We start from the raw sequence: 14,855 nt of genomic DNA, 5'->3' as shown, positions 1-14,855 counted from the left end.
GTTATTTCTTTTGAATTTATCCCTTTTCTTCCAATTCCTTCTGCAATCGGATGATTTCATCGCGATATTGGGCAGCTTGCATGAAGTCGAGGTCTTTGGCAGCTTGCTTCATCAATGCCGTAGTATTGGCAATGCTCTTCTCCAATTCTTCCTTGCTCATACTGCGAACAATAGGGTCGGCAACGAAGGCTGCACTTTCCGGTTCCACGTAAACGCGAGGCTTGGAACCCTCGGCTCCCATCGGAACAATCTTTGCTCCTTCTTCCTTGCTAGTAGGCAGAGCTGAGGTTATTGCTTTCACAATCTGTTTTGGAGTAATGCCATGGTCGGCATTGTATTTCAACTGGATGCTTCGGCGGCGGGCAGTTTCATCTATCGTTTTCTGCATGCTGTCTGTGATGTTGTCTGCATACATGATTACCTTGCCGTTCACGTTTCGGGCAGCACGGCCTGCCGTCTGGGTCAGAGAACGGTGACTGCGAAGGAAGCCTTCCTTGTCTGCATCGAGAATAGCTACGAGCGAAACTTCCGGCAAGTCGAGTCCTTCTCGTAACAGGTTGACGCCCACCAGCACATCGTAGACGCCAGCACGTAGATCGTTCATAATCTTTACTCGGTCTAAGGTTGCCACATCACTGTGGATATAGGCAGCCTTTACGTTGTGGTTGAGCAGGAACTCTGTGAGTTCTTCTGCCATGCGCTTTGTAAGAGTCGTAATCAGAACTCGCTCGTTGCGGTGTGTTCTTGTTAATATTTCGTCCAGAAGATCATCTATCTGATTCTCACTTGGACGGACTTCGATTTCCGGGTCCAGGAGTCCTGTAGGACGAATCAACTGTTCTACAACCACGCCTTCGGCTTCTCTCAATTCATAGTCTGCTGGAGTTGCGCTTACATAGATGGCCTGCGGAATGAGATCGTGAAATTCCTCGAATTTCAGCGGACGGTTATCGAAGGCTGCAGGCAAGCGGAAACCATATTCTACCAGGTTTTTCTTTCGTGCCCGGTCGCCTCCATACATGGCTCCAATCTGCGGGATGCTCACATGGCTCTCGTCAACCACAAGCAGGAAATCTTTAGGGAAGAAATCGAGCAGGCAATACGGGCGTTCGCCTTCGTGTCTGCCATCAAAATAGCGGGAATAGTTCTCGATGCCCGAACAGTGGCCCAATTCCTTGATCATTTCCATATCATATTCTACACGTTCCTTGATGCGCTGTGCCTTGATTCCATCTCCAATACTCTTGAAGAATTCTACTTGTTTAACCAGGTCGTCCTGAATTCTGCGAATGGCACTTTCCTGCTGTTCTTTTGTTGTTACGAAAAGGTTGGCTGGATAAATCTCGTAATCTTCGAACGAGGCAAGGCGGTGATAAGTGAGCGAATCCACTTCTTCGATACTGTCAATCTCATCGTCCCACCATGTTACGCGCAAAACATGATCGCTGTAAGCCATAAAGATGTCAACCGTTTCGCCTTTCACTCTAAAGTTGCCACGTTGCAGTTCTATGTCATTTCTAACGTAAAGTGCATCAACGAGTTTCCTCAGAAATTCATTTCTGTCGAGTCGCTGCCCGCGATGAATCTTGATGATGTTCTCCTGCATCGCCACAGGTCCGCCCATACCATAGATGCACGATACGGATGAGACAACGATGACATCCTTTCTGCCCGAGAGAAGGGCAGAAACAGCACCGAGTCGCAACTTGTCTATTTCATCATTGATGGCGAGGTCTTTTTCTATATATGTATCAGTCGTTGGCAGATAAGCTTCCGGCTGATAATAGTCGTAGTATGAAACATAATATTCTACAGCGTTCTCAGGGAAGAAACCCTTCATCTCCTGATACAGTTGGGCGGCAAGAGTCTTGTTGTGGCTCAAGATGAGCGTAGGCTTCCCCACGTTGGCAATCACGTTTGCCACCGTAAAGGTTTTACCCGAGCCGGTTACACCCAACAACACCTGTGCAGGGTCTCCTTTAAGCACCCCCTCTGTGAGTTGCCTGATGGCTTGCGGCTGGTCGCCAGTCGGCTTATATTTCGATGTAATCTTAAAATCCATTTTCTTCCTGATTTCTTCTCAAAAGTTCTGTTTCAAGGTGCAAAATTACAAAAAAAACGCCATTAATCGTTATAAAGATTAATTTTTTACGAAAAAATGTATCTTTTCTTTTGATAATAAGTAAATTATGAGTAACTTTGCAGTTCAAAATGAGAATTATGAAAAAATTGACTCTTATTGCATCGTGTGTTGCATTGCTCTTGTCGAGCTGTGCCCACGAATATAACCAGGTATTGAAATCAGGCGATTATACTTATAAGTATGAGTACGCCAAGCAGAGCTATGCCCAGGGCAAGTATTCCCGTGCCATTCCTCTTCTGCAGGAACTGGTAACGATGAAGAAAGGTTCTACCGAGGGTGAGGAATGTTTGTACATGCTGGCTATGGCCGAGTATGGTATGAAGGATTATGAGACTGCTGCAGAGTATTTCAAGAAGTATTACTCTTCTTATCCTAAAGGTAAGTTTGCTGAAAATGCAAAGTACTTTGTGGGAGAGAGTCTGTATCAGAATGCTCCAGAGCCTCGTCTTGACCAGAGTACCACGATTACCGCCATCGCAGCCTTCCAGGAGTTCCTGGATCTTTATCCAGATGCCCGACTCAAGCAGCAGGCTACAAACCGCCTTTTTGCTCTTCAGGACCTCTTGGTTGAGAAGGAGTATAAGAGTGCCAAGCTCTATTTTGATATGGGTACCTATTTCGGGAACTGTACCAGCGGAGGCAACAATTATGAGGCTTGTATCGTAACTGCACAGAATGCGCTTAAGGATTATCCTTACAGCAACCGACGCGAGGAGTTTGCATCGCTCATCATGAAAGGTAAATACGAACTGGCAAAGATGAGTGTCGAGAAAAAGCAGCTGGAGCGCTATCAGGATGCTGAGGATGAGTGTTATGGCTTTATCAACGAATATCCTGATTCAAAGGACCGTGCACTTGCCGAGAAGTATATCGAGAAGTGCAAGCAGTACGAGAAAGAGCATCCGGAGTCAGCTCTCGACCAGCTTGGCAATAATGCCAATTAAAAAAAGCATATATATAATAAGGTAAAAACAATATAATAATAATAGTACTATAATTATGGATTTCAAAAAATCAAAGGCACCAGTAAACACAGTAACTCGCAACATTATGGATCTCTGCGATGATACCCATAATATCTACGAGAGCGTAGCTATCATTGCAAAGCGCGCTAATCAGATTTCTATCGAAATCAAGCAGGAGTTGAGCAAGAAACTTCAGGAGTTTGCTTCTTATAACGATTCTTTGGAGGAAGTTTTTGAGAACCGCGAACAGATTGAAATCTCTCGCTACTACGAGAAGTTGCCAAAGCCAACTTTGCTCGCTACAGAAGAGTTTATTGAGAATAATATTTATTGGCGCGATCCTACCAAGACATCTGCACCAATGGTTCACGAGAGCGAAATTTAATATTCCTGAGCTATATGATACAGCGTAAACAGACATTATTTCTGCTCTTTGCTGTCATCGCCATTGCTATCTGTCTTTTCCTTCCTATCGCCAGCATCGCAGCTAAGACGATGGGAGGAGACGCTATGGTTTATAATCTCGGAGTGGTAGGGGAGGCAGGAATGCAGATTTCAACTACTTGCATTCCTCTGTTCCTTCTGCTCGCCGTTTCTGCCATCATAGCATTGGTAAACATCTTTTTGTACAAGAATCTGAAGCTTCAGAAATCACTCTGTACTCTGGCCATGCTTTTTGCAGGTTTATGGTATGTAGATTATATCGTGATGTTTATGGGCTTGATTCCTGTTCCTGAAGCAGAAGGAACGATGAAGTTTCAATTTGCCGCTTGCCTTCCTTTGGTAGCAATCATATTCGAATGGATGGCAATGAAAGGTGTGAACGATGACATCAAACTCTTGAGAGCAGCAGACCGAATCAGATAAAAAATGCTAAAAAAGCATTTGAATATCGATAAAAGTTTGCTCAATTCAAATAAAAGTAGTAATTTTGCACCCGCTGTCACGAGATGGCAGCATAAAATTCAAACCTCATTATAAATTAAATTAAAATTAAGATTTAAAAATGGCAACAAAAATCAGATTGCAGCGCGGCGGTCGTAAGAGCTATGCTTTCTACAGCATCGTAATCGCTGACGTTAGAGCACCACGTGATGGTAAATTTACTGAGAAGATTGGTACTTTCAACCCTAACACCAATCCAGCTACTGTAGATTTGAATTTCGAGCGCGCACTCTACTGGGTAGAGACTGGTGCACAGCCAACAGACACAGTTCGCAACATCCTCAAGGGCGAGGGCGTATACTTGATGAAGCACCTCAAGGGTGGCGTTAAGAAGGGCGCATTCGACGATGCTGAGGCTCAGAAGCGTTTCGACGCTTGGAAGAATAGCAAGGACGCTAAGATTTCTGCTGTTCGCGAGGGCGATGCTAAGGCAAAGAAGGAAGCTGCTGCTAAGGAGCTCGAGGCTGAGAAGAAGATGAACGAGGCAATCGCTAAGAAGGTAGCTGATAAGAAGGCTGCTGCAGCTGCTGCTGAGGCAGAGGCTAAGGCTGCTGAGGAAGCTCCTGCAGAGGAGGCTCCAGCTGAGGCTTAATCTTCGACAGAATCTTCTTTTGAGATTTTAAAGTATAAAGGTTGAATTTCTCTTTCGGGAAATCCAACCTTTTTTTTGTTTCTTTTGATTATGGGTGATAAAAAGGAAAACAGTTATTCGCATATTCTGAAATATACAGGATTGTTTGGCAGTGTGCAAGGATTGGGAATTCTTGTAGGAGTTTTGCGTAATAAATTTACGGCGCTCTTCCTCGGACCTTCTGGAATGGGACTGCTGTCTCTTTTCAGCTCAACGATTTCTGTTCTCAGTTCTGCGTGTAATTTCGGCATTCCTACAAGTGGTGTTAAATTTATTTCTGAAAAGGAACATGCTGCAGATGAATCGCAGTCCGAAAAGGCTGATATCGCCGGGGCGGTTCTTCTTGTCCGCACCTATAGTCTGCTTGCTGCATTTTTCGGAGCCATCGTCTGTGTTCTTCTGGGGCCGTTACTCAATGGGTTTACTTTTTCCTGGGGCAATCATACGCTACATTTCATTCTCCTGGCACCAACCATTTTCTTCACGATTCTGGCTGGAGGTGAAACAGCCATTCTGAAAGCTACCGGACAGTTGCGTGCGTTGGCGATGCAGGCAAGTCTTCTGGCTATTCTTCTGCTTTTGGTTTCGGTTCCGGTTTATTGGATATTTGGTGAGGGAGGTATTCTGCCCGTTCTGTTCATTTTGGCATTTATGCAATGGGCTCTGAATTTTCGATATTCCCGACGAGTTGTAAGGTGGGGCGTAAATATGCGAAAAATGACGCTAGTTGCAGGTTTCCCACTTTTGCGACTTGGCGGGGCATTTGTACTTTCGGGTTTGATGAATAGCGGATGCGAATTTCTGATTCGTGCCTTTTTGAACCAACAAGGCGATCTGGAAGTTGTCGGACTTTTCAATGCCGGTATAACGATTGTCTTTGTTTATGCGGGAATGGTGTTCTCGGTCATGGATCAGGATTTTTATCCCCGTCTCTCCGGCATTTCGGGTTCCAGAAAAAACGAGGAGTCTGTAAAAGAACGCAATCTCTGTGTAAACCGCCAGCTTGAGATGAATGTCCTGTTGTTGGGGCCTATCGTTGCAGCTATCATTTTAGGTCTACCTCTCATTATTCCGATTTTATACAATGCCCAGTTTATGGGGATGCTCCAGATGACTCAGCTTGCTGCTGTTGCCATGTTGTTCAAGGCGGTTTATCTTCCAATAGAATATCTCCCGCTGTCAAGAGGCGATTCCAGACTTTTTCTCATTCAGGAAAGTTTTTGTGTTATCTTGCTGATAATCTGTGAAATAGCTGGTTATCAGTTAGATGGATTGAGAGGAGTAGGGGGAGGCATTGCTGTGGCTTATGCCATAGAGACCTTAGCTGTATTGGCTTTCAGCAGAGCCGTTTACGGTTATCGGTTATCCGCTCTTGGTTTCAGATTCAGTATTTTTCAACTTCTGATTCTGCTTCTGGTGTTGTTCCTGGTTTTCATGATCTGTTATCGTGATTGGCTTTACTGGCTGATTGGCGTAATCATTGCACTTATGAGCACATCGTTTAGTTTTAGGAAAATTCGAAAACTTGTTAGATAAGAATAGAAATACTGTAGGATAAATTATTTTTTCCGAAAGATAGAAGTATATCTCCGAAAGATAAAAGAATATCTCTCGGAGATATTTTTTTATTCCAGTAGGATATAGGATTATTCCAGTAGGATAAATAAGAAAAAGCCTTGAGAATCAGTTGATTCTCAAGGCTTTTATATGTTTTGTATCTCAAAGAAATTACTTCTTGTTGATAGCGAGGTCGATAGCTACAGCGATAGCAACAGTAGCACCTACCATAGGGTTGTTACCCATACCGAGGAAGCCCATCATCTCTACGTGAGCAGGAACTGAAGAAGAACCTGCGAACTGAGCGTCTGAGTGCATACGACCCATAGTATCAGTCATACCGTAAGAAGCAGGACCTGCAGCCATGTTATCTGGGTGCAAAGTACGACCTGTACCACCACCAGAAGCTACAGAGAAGTATGGCTTACCAGCAGCAATACGCTCCTTCTTGTATGTACCAGCTACTGGGTGCTGGAAACGTGTAGGGTTGGTAGAGTTACCAGTGATTGATACGTCTACATCCTCGCTCCAGTTGATAGCAACACCCTCGCGAACGTCGTCAGCGCCATAGCAGTTAACCTTAGCACGTGGACCGTCGCTGTAAGCGATGCGGTTAACAACCTTCAACTCACCTGTATAGTAGTCGAACTTTGTCTGTACGTATGTGAAACCGTTGATGCGGCTGATGATCTGAGCAGCATCCTTACCAAGACCGTTCAAGATAACGCGCAATGGGTTCTTGCGAACCTTGTTTGCCATCTCAGCAATCTTGATAGCACCCTCAGCAGCAGCGAAAGACTCGTGACCAGCCAAGAAAGCGAAGCACTGAGTCTCCTCACGGAGCAAACGAGCAGCCAAGTTACCGTGACCAAGACCAACCTTACGGTCGTCAGCTACAGAACCTGGGATGCAGAAAGCCTGCAAACCGATACCGATAGCCTCAGCTGCATCAGCAGCAGTCTTAACACCTTTCTTGATAGCGATAGCAGCACCAGCTACATACGCCCACTTAGCGTTCTCGAAGCAGATACGCTGAGTATCTTCACACATCTGATAAGGGTCAACACCTGCGTCCTCGCAGATTTGATTAGCCTCTTCCAAGCTCTTGATACCGTTAGCATTAAGAGCAGCAAGAACCTGCTTCTCGCGACGTTCCTGACTTTCGTAACTTACTTTTCTAATCATATCTGTATCTCCTTATTATTCTTTACGTGGATCAATAGCTTTAACAACACCCTGCTCAGCAGTTGTACGACCGTAGCTACCTGTGAACTTCTTGACAGCCTCGTTAGCGTCCATACCGTTCTTGATAGCTTCCATCATCTTGCCGAGGTGAACATACTCATAACCACAAACCTGGCTGTCCTTATCGAGGAACTGCTTTGTGATGTAACCCTCTGTCAGCTCGAGGTAACGTGTACCCTTAGCTACAGTACCATAGAGAGTACCAGTCTGTGAACGAAGACCCTTACCCAAGTCCTCAAGACCTGCACCGATAACGAGACCGCCCTCAGAGAAAGCGCTCTGGCTACGACCGTAAACAATCTGGAGGAAGAGCTCGCGCATAGCTGTATTGATAGCATCGCATACGAGGTCAGTGTTCAAAGCCTCAAGAATAGTCTTGCCTGGGAGAATCTCAGAAGCCATAGCAGCTGAGTGAGTCATACCAGTACAACCGATAGTCTCAACAAGAGCCTCCTGAATAACGCCTTCCTTGATGTTCAAAGAGAGCTTGCAAGCACCCTGCTGAGGAGCACACCAACCCACACCGTGAGTATAACCAGAGATGTCTTTGATCTCTTTTGCCTGAATCCATTTTCCCTCTTCAGGAATTGGAGCTGGTCCGTGGTTAGGACCCTTAGCGACAACGCACATGTTGTCTACTTCTTTAGAATAGATCATATTCGCTAAATTTTATATTAATGAATATTATAAGTATAAAGTTCTGTACTTAATTCATATTGTTTTGCTGAAACATCGGTGCCATCACCTCAATTCCGAGCACAAAAGTACAAAAAAAATCCGGAAAATACCTAAAAATGGGTATTCTTTTTAACTCTTTAACCTAATATTTAGATTTTTTCTTGGGTTTATGCACAATTTCATGTATCTTTGCAAACTGAAAATTGCAATTTTGTAGATTATGATCGAAGTAAAGATAAACGATGCCAAGCTTCAGCATGCTGCCGAGGCGGGCATGGATGAATTTGTAAAGGCTTTCGTGGACGCTATCCGCGAAGCGATTGGTGGTGAACTGACTGCCGAAACCATGGCGCAGCTCAACAGCGACCAGATTACTCTTCTGGCTTGGGATATCCTGCATGAGGAGATGATGGATGGCGGAATGGTTCAGCTCATACATAACGGTTACGGTGCTTTCCTCTGGAAGAACCCTACCGACAAGGCGTTTAAAAACTGGGGATTGACAGAACTCGCCAAACTCATCAAGAAGAGTCATTTCCTGTATAAAACAAACCATGAGGAGATTGAGCGCGATCTGACCGATGAGGAGTTTATGGCGCTCTACGAGAAATTTCCTGAGTTTGATGATTTTGACGATGAGTTCGTTGAGAACGAAGAAGAGTGGACCAGCAAGGTTGCCTTCTACATCGATGATCATATCGACAATTTCTGCGAAATTGTCAAACTATAAACTTATAATACATTATTATATATATGAACAAGCAAGAACAGGAACTCCGTAAGAAGAGTCCGATACAGATACGCAACAAGAAGGCTTCGTTCGAGTACTTCTTCGTTGATACTTATACCGCAGGCATTGTGCTTACGGGAACAGAGATTAAGTCAATCCGTGGCGGAAAGGCTTCGCTGGTAGATTGTTATTGCGATTTCTATCAGGGCGAACTTTGGGTCAAGGGAATGAACATCTCTCCTTATTTCTATGGCTCTTTCAGCAATCATGAGGCTCGCCGCGACCGCAAGCTTCTTCTCACCAAGCGCGAATTGCGCCGTCTTGAAGAGGACAGCAAGCAGCCTGGTTTCACCATTGTTCCAACCCTCATCTTTATCGATAATCACGGTAGAGCCAAGGTGGATATTGCCCTCTGTAAGGGAAAGAAGGAGTATGACAAGCGCCAGACTCTGAAAGAAAAGGAAGACAGAAGGGAGATGGATAGAGCAATCAAGCACTTTTAGGCAATGAAGAATTTAAGAGAGATTGTGAAGGAGAAGATTCTGATTCTCGATGGTGCCATGGGTACTGAGATTCAGAAGTATCATCTTACAGAAGAAGACTTCAGAGGAGAGCGGTTCCGCGATTTGCCGGGTATGATGAAAGGCAACAACGATATGCTCAACATTACTCGTCCTGATGTGATATCTGATATTTACCGACGCTACCTGGAGGCTGGCGCCGATATTATTACCGCGAATACTTTTTCCTGCCAGCGCATTTCGCAGGCTGATTATCACCTGGAGAACTGCGCCCGCGAAATGGCATTCGAGGGTGCCCGACTGGCACGTATCGAATGCGATAAGTTTTCTACACCTGATAAACCACGCTTCGTTGCAGGAGATGTGGGACCAACCAACAAGACTTGCTCCATGAGTCCGGACGTCAGCAATCCTGCCGCCCGCGAGATTACCTACGATGAGCTTTTCACCGATGTATGCGAACAGGTGGACGGACTTATCGAAGGAGGTGCTGACGTGATTCTCATCGAAACCATCTTTGATACACTCAACTGCAAGGCGATGATAGATGCAGCGCTCACCATGATGAAGAAACATGGAGTAGAGTTGCCTGTTATGATCAGTCTTACGGTGAGTGATCTGGCGGGCAGAACGCTCAGCGGTCAGACCGTAGATGCTTTCCTTGCTTCGCTTTCTCCTTATCCTATCTTCTCTGTCGGCATGAACTGCGCCTTTGGTGCTCCTCAGATGAAACCTTTCATCGAGCACATGGCTCAGGTTGCACCTTATTATATTAGTGCGCATCCTAATGCCGGTTTGCCTAACGAAATGGGCGAATATGACGAAACAGCCGAATCGATGGCTCCGCAAATAGCCGAATTCATCGATGAAGGCATCGTGAACATCATAGGCGGATGCTGCGGTACTAGTCCTGAATTTATCGCGCATTACGCCCGTATCGCTGAGGGTAAGAAGCCGCATCAAGTGGTGGAGAAACCTAAGTATATGTGGCTCTCGGGATTAGACCTTCTGCAGGTCGATGATTCCGTACATTTGCCGGTTGACGCCAGCCGGTTCGTCAACGTGGGCGAACGCTGTAACGTAGCTGGTAGCAGGAAGTTCCTGCGTTTGATTAACGAAAAGAATTATGAAGAAGCCATCGGTATTGCCAGAAAGCAAGTGGCTGATGGAGCGGCTGTCGTTGACGTGAATATGGACGATGGTTTGCTCGATGCGAAAGCCGAGATGGTTAATTTCCTGAATATGATAGCAGCCGAACCAGACATTGCGAAGGTTCCGGTGATGATCGACTCTTCCAAATGGGACGTCATCGTGGCTGGCTTGAAGTGCTGCCAGGGCAAGTGTATTGTCAATTCCATCAGTTTGAAGGAGGGTGAGGAAGTATTCCTTTCTCATGCCCGCGATGTGTTGCGCTATGGTGCAGCCGTTGTTGTGATGTGTTTTGATGAGGTAGGACAGGCTACCACTTTCGAGCGCCGCATCGAGATAGCAGAACGTGCTTATCATCTTCTGGTAGACAAGTTGGGCATGAATCCGCTCGATATCATCTTCGACCCGAACGTACTTGCCATAGCTACCGGTATGGAGGAGCATGATAATTATGCCGTTGAGTTCATCCGTGCAACGGAGTGGATTCATCAGAATCTGCCTGGTGCACATGTCAGCGGAGGTGTCAGTAACCTCTCGTTCTCATTCCGTGGCAATACTTACATCCGTGAGGCTATCCATTGTGTTTTCCTGCATCATGCCCAGCAGGTAGGTATGGATTTTGGTATTGTAAATGCCAAAGCCAGAATGGATTACAATAAAATTCCTGAAGAACAGCTTCAGCTCATCGAGGATGTGGTGCTGAATAGGAGAAAAGGTGCAGCTGATGAACTCATCGAGCTTGCGGCAGAGATAAAAGCCCAGGCTGATGCTGCCAAGGCTGCAGCTAAGGCAGGCGGTGTTGCTCCCAAGAAACCGGCTGCTCCTGAATGGCGAAAGGAGAGTGTGGAAGAACGTCTGAAGTATGCGCTGAGAAAGGGAATCACCGATTTCCTGCAGCAGGATATTGACGAAGCACTTGCCAAATATCCTCATGCAGTAAACGTAATTGAGGGTCCTCTGATGGACGGCATGAACCTGGTAGGCGAACTTTTTGGAAAAGGCGAAATGTTCTTGCCGCAGGTTGTCAAGACGGCTCGCACGATGAAATCGGCAGTTTCTATCCTTCAGCCTCATATCGAGGCAGAAAAACAGGGTGGAGCAACAACTGCCGGCAAGATTCTGATGGCAACCGTGAAGGGCGATGTTCATGATATCGGAAAGAACATCGTCTGCGTGGTTATGTCATGTAACAATTACGAAATCATCGACTTAGGTGTGATGGTTCCAGCCGAACAGATTGTACAGAAAGCTATCGATGAAAAGGTAGATGCAATCGGTTTGAGCGGACTTATCACTCCTTCGCTTGAAGAAATGGTTCATGTGGCCCGGGAAATGCAGAAAGCTGGTTTGCGCATTCCTATCATGGTGGGTGGGGCAACGACGAGCGAACTGCATGTGGCTCTGAAGATTGCGCCTGAATATGACGGACCGGTCATCTGGGTGAAGGACGCATCGCTCAATGCCGGAATCTGTGCCCGCTTCCTCAACGAGGCTGAATGTCCTAAGTTTGAGGCGGAACTGAAGGAACGCTACGAGAAACTTCGCCAGAACTATCATGAAGAGCAGGCTAAGATAGCCTCGCTCTCAGAGGCAAGAAAGAACAAGCTGGAGCTGTTCTGACAAGATTAAAGAATACAACGTTTTTAGGATAATTATATGATTAAAACTGTGATTTTTGATATGGGTGGTGTCATCATCACCCTCGACGAGAATGAGGCAGGCAAACGTTTCATTGAGTTGGGTATGAAGGAGTTTGCGGAGAAGATGGACCCTTATAAACAGGTTGGCTTAAACGGCCAGCTGGAAGAGGGCAAGATTTCCGAGGAGGAATACCGTCGGGAAGTGTGCAAGAAGATTGGCCGCGAGGTAACCTTCGAGGAACTGCAGCATTGCTGGCTGGGCTACATGAAGGAAATTCCAGAACGCAATCTGGTTACTCTCCGCAATCTTAAGAAGCAGGGCTACCGTGTAATCTTGCTCAGCAATACCAACCCTTATGTATCAGCCTGGGTAGACAGCGAGGCGTTCTCCGGCGATGGTCATCCTATCGGCGATTATTTCGATGCGATGTATCGTTCTTATGAAGTAAAGTATATGAAGCCGGATGAGAATTTCTTCCGTTATGTCCTTTCTCAGGAGCAGATTATGCCAGAGGAGTGCCTGTTTATTGATGATGGTCCCCGTAACTGCTGTGCAGCCTCTGAACTGGGACTGTTTACTTATTGTCCACAGAATGGCGAAGACTGGTGCGATAAGATTTACGAGCATTTGAAGTAATTATTTGTGGTGATTATTTGCACTAAAATGCAAATAATTGCCATTTTATTTTGTGCTCTGCAATAAAAAATGTACTTTTGCAGTCGCAAATATTAAATACATAATACAATGATTAAGAAGAAAAGATGGCATTGCTTGCCAGGTCAGCCTCTTACAGAGCTCGACAAGCAGGTAATGTTTTGGGAAAACAAGGGTAAACTTGTTCCTACCCGTGACTTGATTAAAACTCCAGAACAGATAGAAGGCATCCGCAAGAGTGGTGTCGTAAACACCGGTTGTCTTGATGCGGTAGCCGAGATGATCCGTCCGGGAATCAACACCCAGGAGATTGATGATCTCTGCATGCAGTATTGCAAGGATCATAATGCCATTCCTGCGTGTCTCAATTACGAAGGCTATCCTAAGAGCGTTTGTACCTCTATCAACGAGGTGGTTTGCCATGGTATTCCTAAGGAAGAGGATGTGCTCGAAGAGGGTGATATCATCAATGTGGACATGACAACCATCGTAGATGGCTATTACGCTGACGCCAGCCGTATGTTCATCGTTGGCGGCAAGACTACTCCTGAAAAGGAGCAGCTGGTTCGCGTAGCCAAGGAATGCCTGGAAATCGGTATGGAGGTTGCCAAGCCATACTCGTTCGTAGGTGATATCGGTCATGCTATCGAGAAGCATTGCAAGAAGTATGGTTATGGTGTGGTTCGCGATCTTTGCGGTCATGGCGTAGGTTGCCAGTTCCATGAAGAGCCTGAGGTTCTTCACTATGGTCATAGAGGCACGGGCATGCTGCTCGTTCCGGGCATGGTATTCACCATCGAGCCAATGATCAACATGGGCACCTGGCAGGTTTTCCTCGATGCCGATGATCCGTACGGTTGGGAAGTAATCACCGGTGATGAGAAGCCATCTGCGCAGTGGGAACACACGCTTGTGATGACAGAGACAGGTGTGGAGGTTTTGACTTATTAATGTTAAATGTTAAGAAATGAAGGATATATATATATTAGGTATAGAGAGCAGCTGCGACGATACCTCTGCTGCAGTGCTCAAGAATGGTGTGCTGCTGAGCAATGTAACCGCCTCTCAGGAGGTTCACAAGGCTTATGGCGGTGTTGTTCCGGAGTTGGCTTCCCGTGCCCACCAGCAGAATGTGGTTCCTGTCGTTGACCAGGCCATCGCGCGTGCCGGCATCAAGAAGGAAGATCTTTCTGCCGTAGCCTTCACCCGTGGTCCGGGTCTGATGGGTTCGCTTCTCGTGGGTGTAAGTTTTGCCAAGGGATTCGCCCGTTCGCTCAATATTCCGATGATAGATGTAAACCATCTGCAGGGTCATGTGATGGCTCATTTCATCAAGGAAAGCGATGATGACCAGAGTGCACCTCCATTCCCGTTCATCTGTCTTCTCGTGAGCGGTGGAAATTCGCAGATTGTAAAGGTGAATGCCTACAACGATATGGAAGTGCTGGGCCAGACCATTGATGATGCGGCTGGCGAGGCTATTGACAAGTGTGCCAAGGTACTGGAGTGGGGCTATCCTGGTGGTCCTGTCGTAGATAAGTATGCACGCCAGGGCAATCCGAAGGCATTCAGTTTCTCTGAGCCTCATATTCCGGGTTTGAACTACAGTTTCTCAGGCTTCAAGACAAGTTTCCTCTACAGCCTGCGCAAATGGGTGGCTGCTGATCCTGATTTTGTTGAAAAGAACAAGTACGATCTGGCTGCCAGCATAGAGTTTACCATCGTTGATATTCTGATGAAGAAACTCCGCATGGCTGTCAAGCAGACCGGTATCAAGCATGTGGCTGTAGCTGGAGGTGTGAGCGCCAATAATGGTTTGCGCAACGCTTTCCACGACCATGCCAAGCGCTTCGGCTGGACTATCTACATCCCAAAGTTCAGCTATACTACCGACAATGCGGCGATGATAGGCTGCGTGGGAACCTTCAAGTATCGTGATGGCGAGTTTGCAACCATCGACTTGCCAGCCTATAGTAAAGTAACATTTAAGTAATTA

At 46.2% G+C, this 14,855-nt stretch carries 14 protein-coding genes; 11 read left to right on the top strand and 3 right to left on the bottom strand.

Annotated features, from left to right (window positions below):
- Nucleotides 1–16 precede the first annotated feature (16 nt).
- Nucleotides 17–2,062, bottom strand: coding sequence for an excinuclease ABC subunit UvrB (gene uvrB / locus KUA46_RS06245; protein ID WP_218487114.1), 2,046 nt, complete (start codon nucleotides 2,060–2,062; stop codon nucleotides 17–19).
- A 158-nt stretch (nucleotides 2,063–2,220) separates the two neighbouring features.
- On the opposite strand from uvrB, the gene KUA46_RS06240 reads away from it, so the two are divergent.
- The 5 genes from KUA46_RS06240 to KUA46_RS06220 all read left to right on the top strand — a co-directional run bounded on the left by KUA46_RS06240 (nucleotide 2,221) and on the right by KUA46_RS06220 (nucleotide 6,220).
- Nucleotides 2,221–3,087 carry an outer membrane protein assembly factor BamD gene (locus KUA46_RS06240; protein WP_118253384.1) on the top strand — a complete coding sequence of 289 codons (867 nt, stop codon included), beginning with the start codon at nucleotides 2,221–2,223 and terminating at the stop codon, nucleotides 3,085–3,087.
- 55 nt (nucleotides 3,088–3,142) lie between these two features.
- Nucleotides 3,143–3,493, top strand: a complete 351-nt coding sequence (locus tag KUA46_RS06235) for a DNA-directed RNA polymerase subunit omega (protein ID WP_006849031.1) — start codon at nucleotides 3,143–3,145, stop codon at nucleotides 3,491–3,493.
- 14 nt (nucleotides 3,494–3,507) lie between these two features.
- A complete protein-coding gene (locus KUA46_RS06230; protein ID WP_218487113.1) occupies nucleotides 3,508–3,975 on the top strand; it encodes a DUF4293 domain-containing protein in 468 nt (155 codons plus the stop codon).
- A 139-nt stretch (nucleotides 3,976–4,114) separates the two neighbouring features.
- On the top strand, nucleotides 4,115–4,645 hold the full coding sequence (locus tag KUA46_RS06225) for a 30S ribosomal protein S16 (protein ID WP_022121818.1): 531 nt from the start codon (nucleotides 4,115–4,117) through the stop codon (nucleotides 4,643–4,645).
- Nucleotides 4,646–4,735: 90 nt separating this feature from the next.
- On the top strand, nucleotides 4,736–6,220 hold the full coding sequence (locus KUA46_RS06220; RefSeq protein ID WP_153091246.1) for a hypothetical protein: 1,485 nt from the start codon (nucleotides 4,736–4,738) through the stop codon (nucleotides 6,218–6,220).
- 192 nt (nucleotides 6,221–6,412) lie between these two features.
- Here KUA46_RS06220 and KUA46_RS06215 read toward each other — a convergent pair whose 3' ends face one another.
- Together KUA46_RS06215 and KUA46_RS06210 are read right to left on the bottom strand one after the other, a co-directional pair.
- Complete coding sequence (locus tag KUA46_RS06215) at nucleotides 6,413–7,426, bottom strand: GGGtGRT protein (protein ID WP_022121816.1); 1,014 nt, start codon at nucleotides 7,424–7,426, stop codon at nucleotides 6,413–6,415.
- 15 nt (nucleotides 7,427–7,441) lie between these two features.
- Nucleotides 7,442–8,143: an iron-sulfur cluster assembly scaffold protein gene (locus tag KUA46_RS06210; RefSeq protein WP_006849036.1), complete on the bottom strand. Its 702-nt coding sequence runs from the start codon at nucleotides 8,141–8,143 to the stop codon at nucleotides 7,442–7,444.
- A 241-nt stretch (nucleotides 8,144–8,384) separates the two neighbouring features.
- Here KUA46_RS06210 and KUA46_RS06205 point away from each other — a divergent pair, with 241 nt between their 5' ends.
- From KUA46_RS06205 to tsaD, 6 genes are all read left to right on the top strand, one after another.
- Complete coding sequence (locus KUA46_RS06205) at nucleotides 8,385–8,894, top strand: DMP19 family protein (RefSeq protein ID WP_022121815.1); 510 nt, start codon at nucleotides 8,385–8,387, stop codon at nucleotides 8,892–8,894.
- Nucleotides 8,895–8,917: 23 nt separating this feature from the next.
- A complete protein-coding gene (smpB, locus tag KUA46_RS06200; RefSeq protein ID WP_006849038.1) occupies nucleotides 8,918–9,397 on the top strand; it encodes an SsrA-binding protein SmpB in 480 nt (159 codons plus the stop codon).
- Nucleotides 9,398–9,400: 3 nt separating this feature from the next.
- On the top strand, nucleotides 9,401–12,184 hold the full coding sequence (gene metH, locus KUA46_RS06195; protein WP_218487112.1) for a methionine synthase: 2,784 nt from the start codon (nucleotides 9,401–9,403) through the stop codon (nucleotides 12,182–12,184).
- A gap of 36 nt (nucleotides 12,185–12,220) precedes the next feature.
- Nucleotides 12,221–12,841 (top strand): HAD-IA family hydrolase, encoded by a 621-nt coding sequence (locus KUA46_RS06190; RefSeq protein WP_153091250.1) that lies wholly within the window; start codon nucleotides 12,221–12,223, stop codon nucleotides 12,839–12,841.
- 108 nt (nucleotides 12,842–12,949) lie between these two features.
- Nucleotides 12,950–13,810 (top strand): type I methionyl aminopeptidase, encoded by an 861-nt coding sequence (gene map, locus KUA46_RS06185; RefSeq protein ID WP_006849041.1) that lies wholly within the window; start codon nucleotides 12,950–12,952, stop codon nucleotides 13,808–13,810.
- Between the two features lie 16 nt (nucleotides 13,811–13,826).
- Nucleotides 13,827–14,852, top strand: coding sequence for a tRNA (adenosine(37)-N6)-threonylcarbamoyltransferase complex transferase subunit TsaD (gene tsaD / locus KUA46_RS06180; protein ID WP_006849042.1), 1,026 nt, complete (start codon nucleotides 13,827–13,829; stop codon nucleotides 14,850–14,852).
- Nucleotides 14,853–14,855: the final 3 nt, after the last annotated feature.

The sequence above is a fragment of the Segatella copri genome, from assembly GCF_019249765.2.
In the GTDB taxonomy this organism is placed as follows: Bacteria; Bacteroidota; Bacteroidia; order Bacteroidales; family Bacteroidaceae; genus Prevotella; species Prevotella copri_K.
Note: the sequence above shows the minus strand (reverse complement) of the source record. Positions and strands in the feature narration are given on the sequence as shown.

Coding starts and splice junctions, on each gene's coding strand:
- uvrB (WP_218487114.1), bottom strand. CDS start 2,062: ATGGATTTTAAGATTACATCGAAATATAAGCCGACTGGCGACCAGCCG.
- KUA46_RS06240 (WP_118253384.1), top strand. CDS start 2,221: ATGAAAAAATTGACTCTTATTGCATCGTGTGTTGCATTGCTCTTGTCG.
- KUA46_RS06235 (WP_006849031.1), top strand. CDS start 3,143: ATGGATTTCAAAAAATCAAAGGCACCAGTAAACACAGTAACTCGCAAC.
- KUA46_RS06230 (WP_218487113.1), top strand. CDS start 3,508: ATGATACAGCGTAAACAGACATTATTTCTGCTCTTTGCTGTCATCGCC.
- KUA46_RS06225 (WP_022121818.1), top strand. CDS start 4,115: ATGGCAACAAAAATCAGATTGCAGCGCGGCGGTCGTAAGAGCTATGCT.
- KUA46_RS06220 (WP_153091246.1), top strand. CDS start 4,736: ATGGGTGATAAAAAGGAAAACAGTTATTCGCATATTCTGAAATATACA.
- KUA46_RS06215 (WP_022121816.1), bottom strand. CDS start 7,426: ATGATTAGAAAAGTAAGTTACGAAAGTCAGGAACGTCGCGAGAAGCAG.
- KUA46_RS06210 (WP_006849036.1), bottom strand. CDS start 8,143: ATGATCTATTCTAAAGAAGTAGACAACATGTGCGTTGTCGCTAAGGGT.
- KUA46_RS06205 (WP_022121815.1), top strand. CDS start 8,385: ATGATCGAAGTAAAGATAAACGATGCCAAGCTTCAGCATGCTGCCGAG.
- smpB (WP_006849038.1), top strand. CDS start 8,918: ATGAACAAGCAAGAACAGGAACTCCGTAAGAAGAGTCCGATACAGATA.
- metH (WP_218487112.1), top strand. CDS start 9,401: ATGAAGAATTTAAGAGAGATTGTGAAGGAGAAGATTCTGATTCTCGAT.
- KUA46_RS06190 (WP_153091250.1), top strand. CDS start 12,221: ATGATTAAAACTGTGATTTTTGATATGGGTGGTGTCATCATCACCCTC.
- map (WP_006849041.1), top strand. CDS start 12,950: ATGATTAAGAAGAAAAGATGGCATTGCTTGCCAGGTCAGCCTCTTACA.
- tsaD (WP_006849042.1), top strand. CDS start 13,827: ATGAAGGATATATATATATTAGGTATAGAGAGCAGCTGCGACGATACC.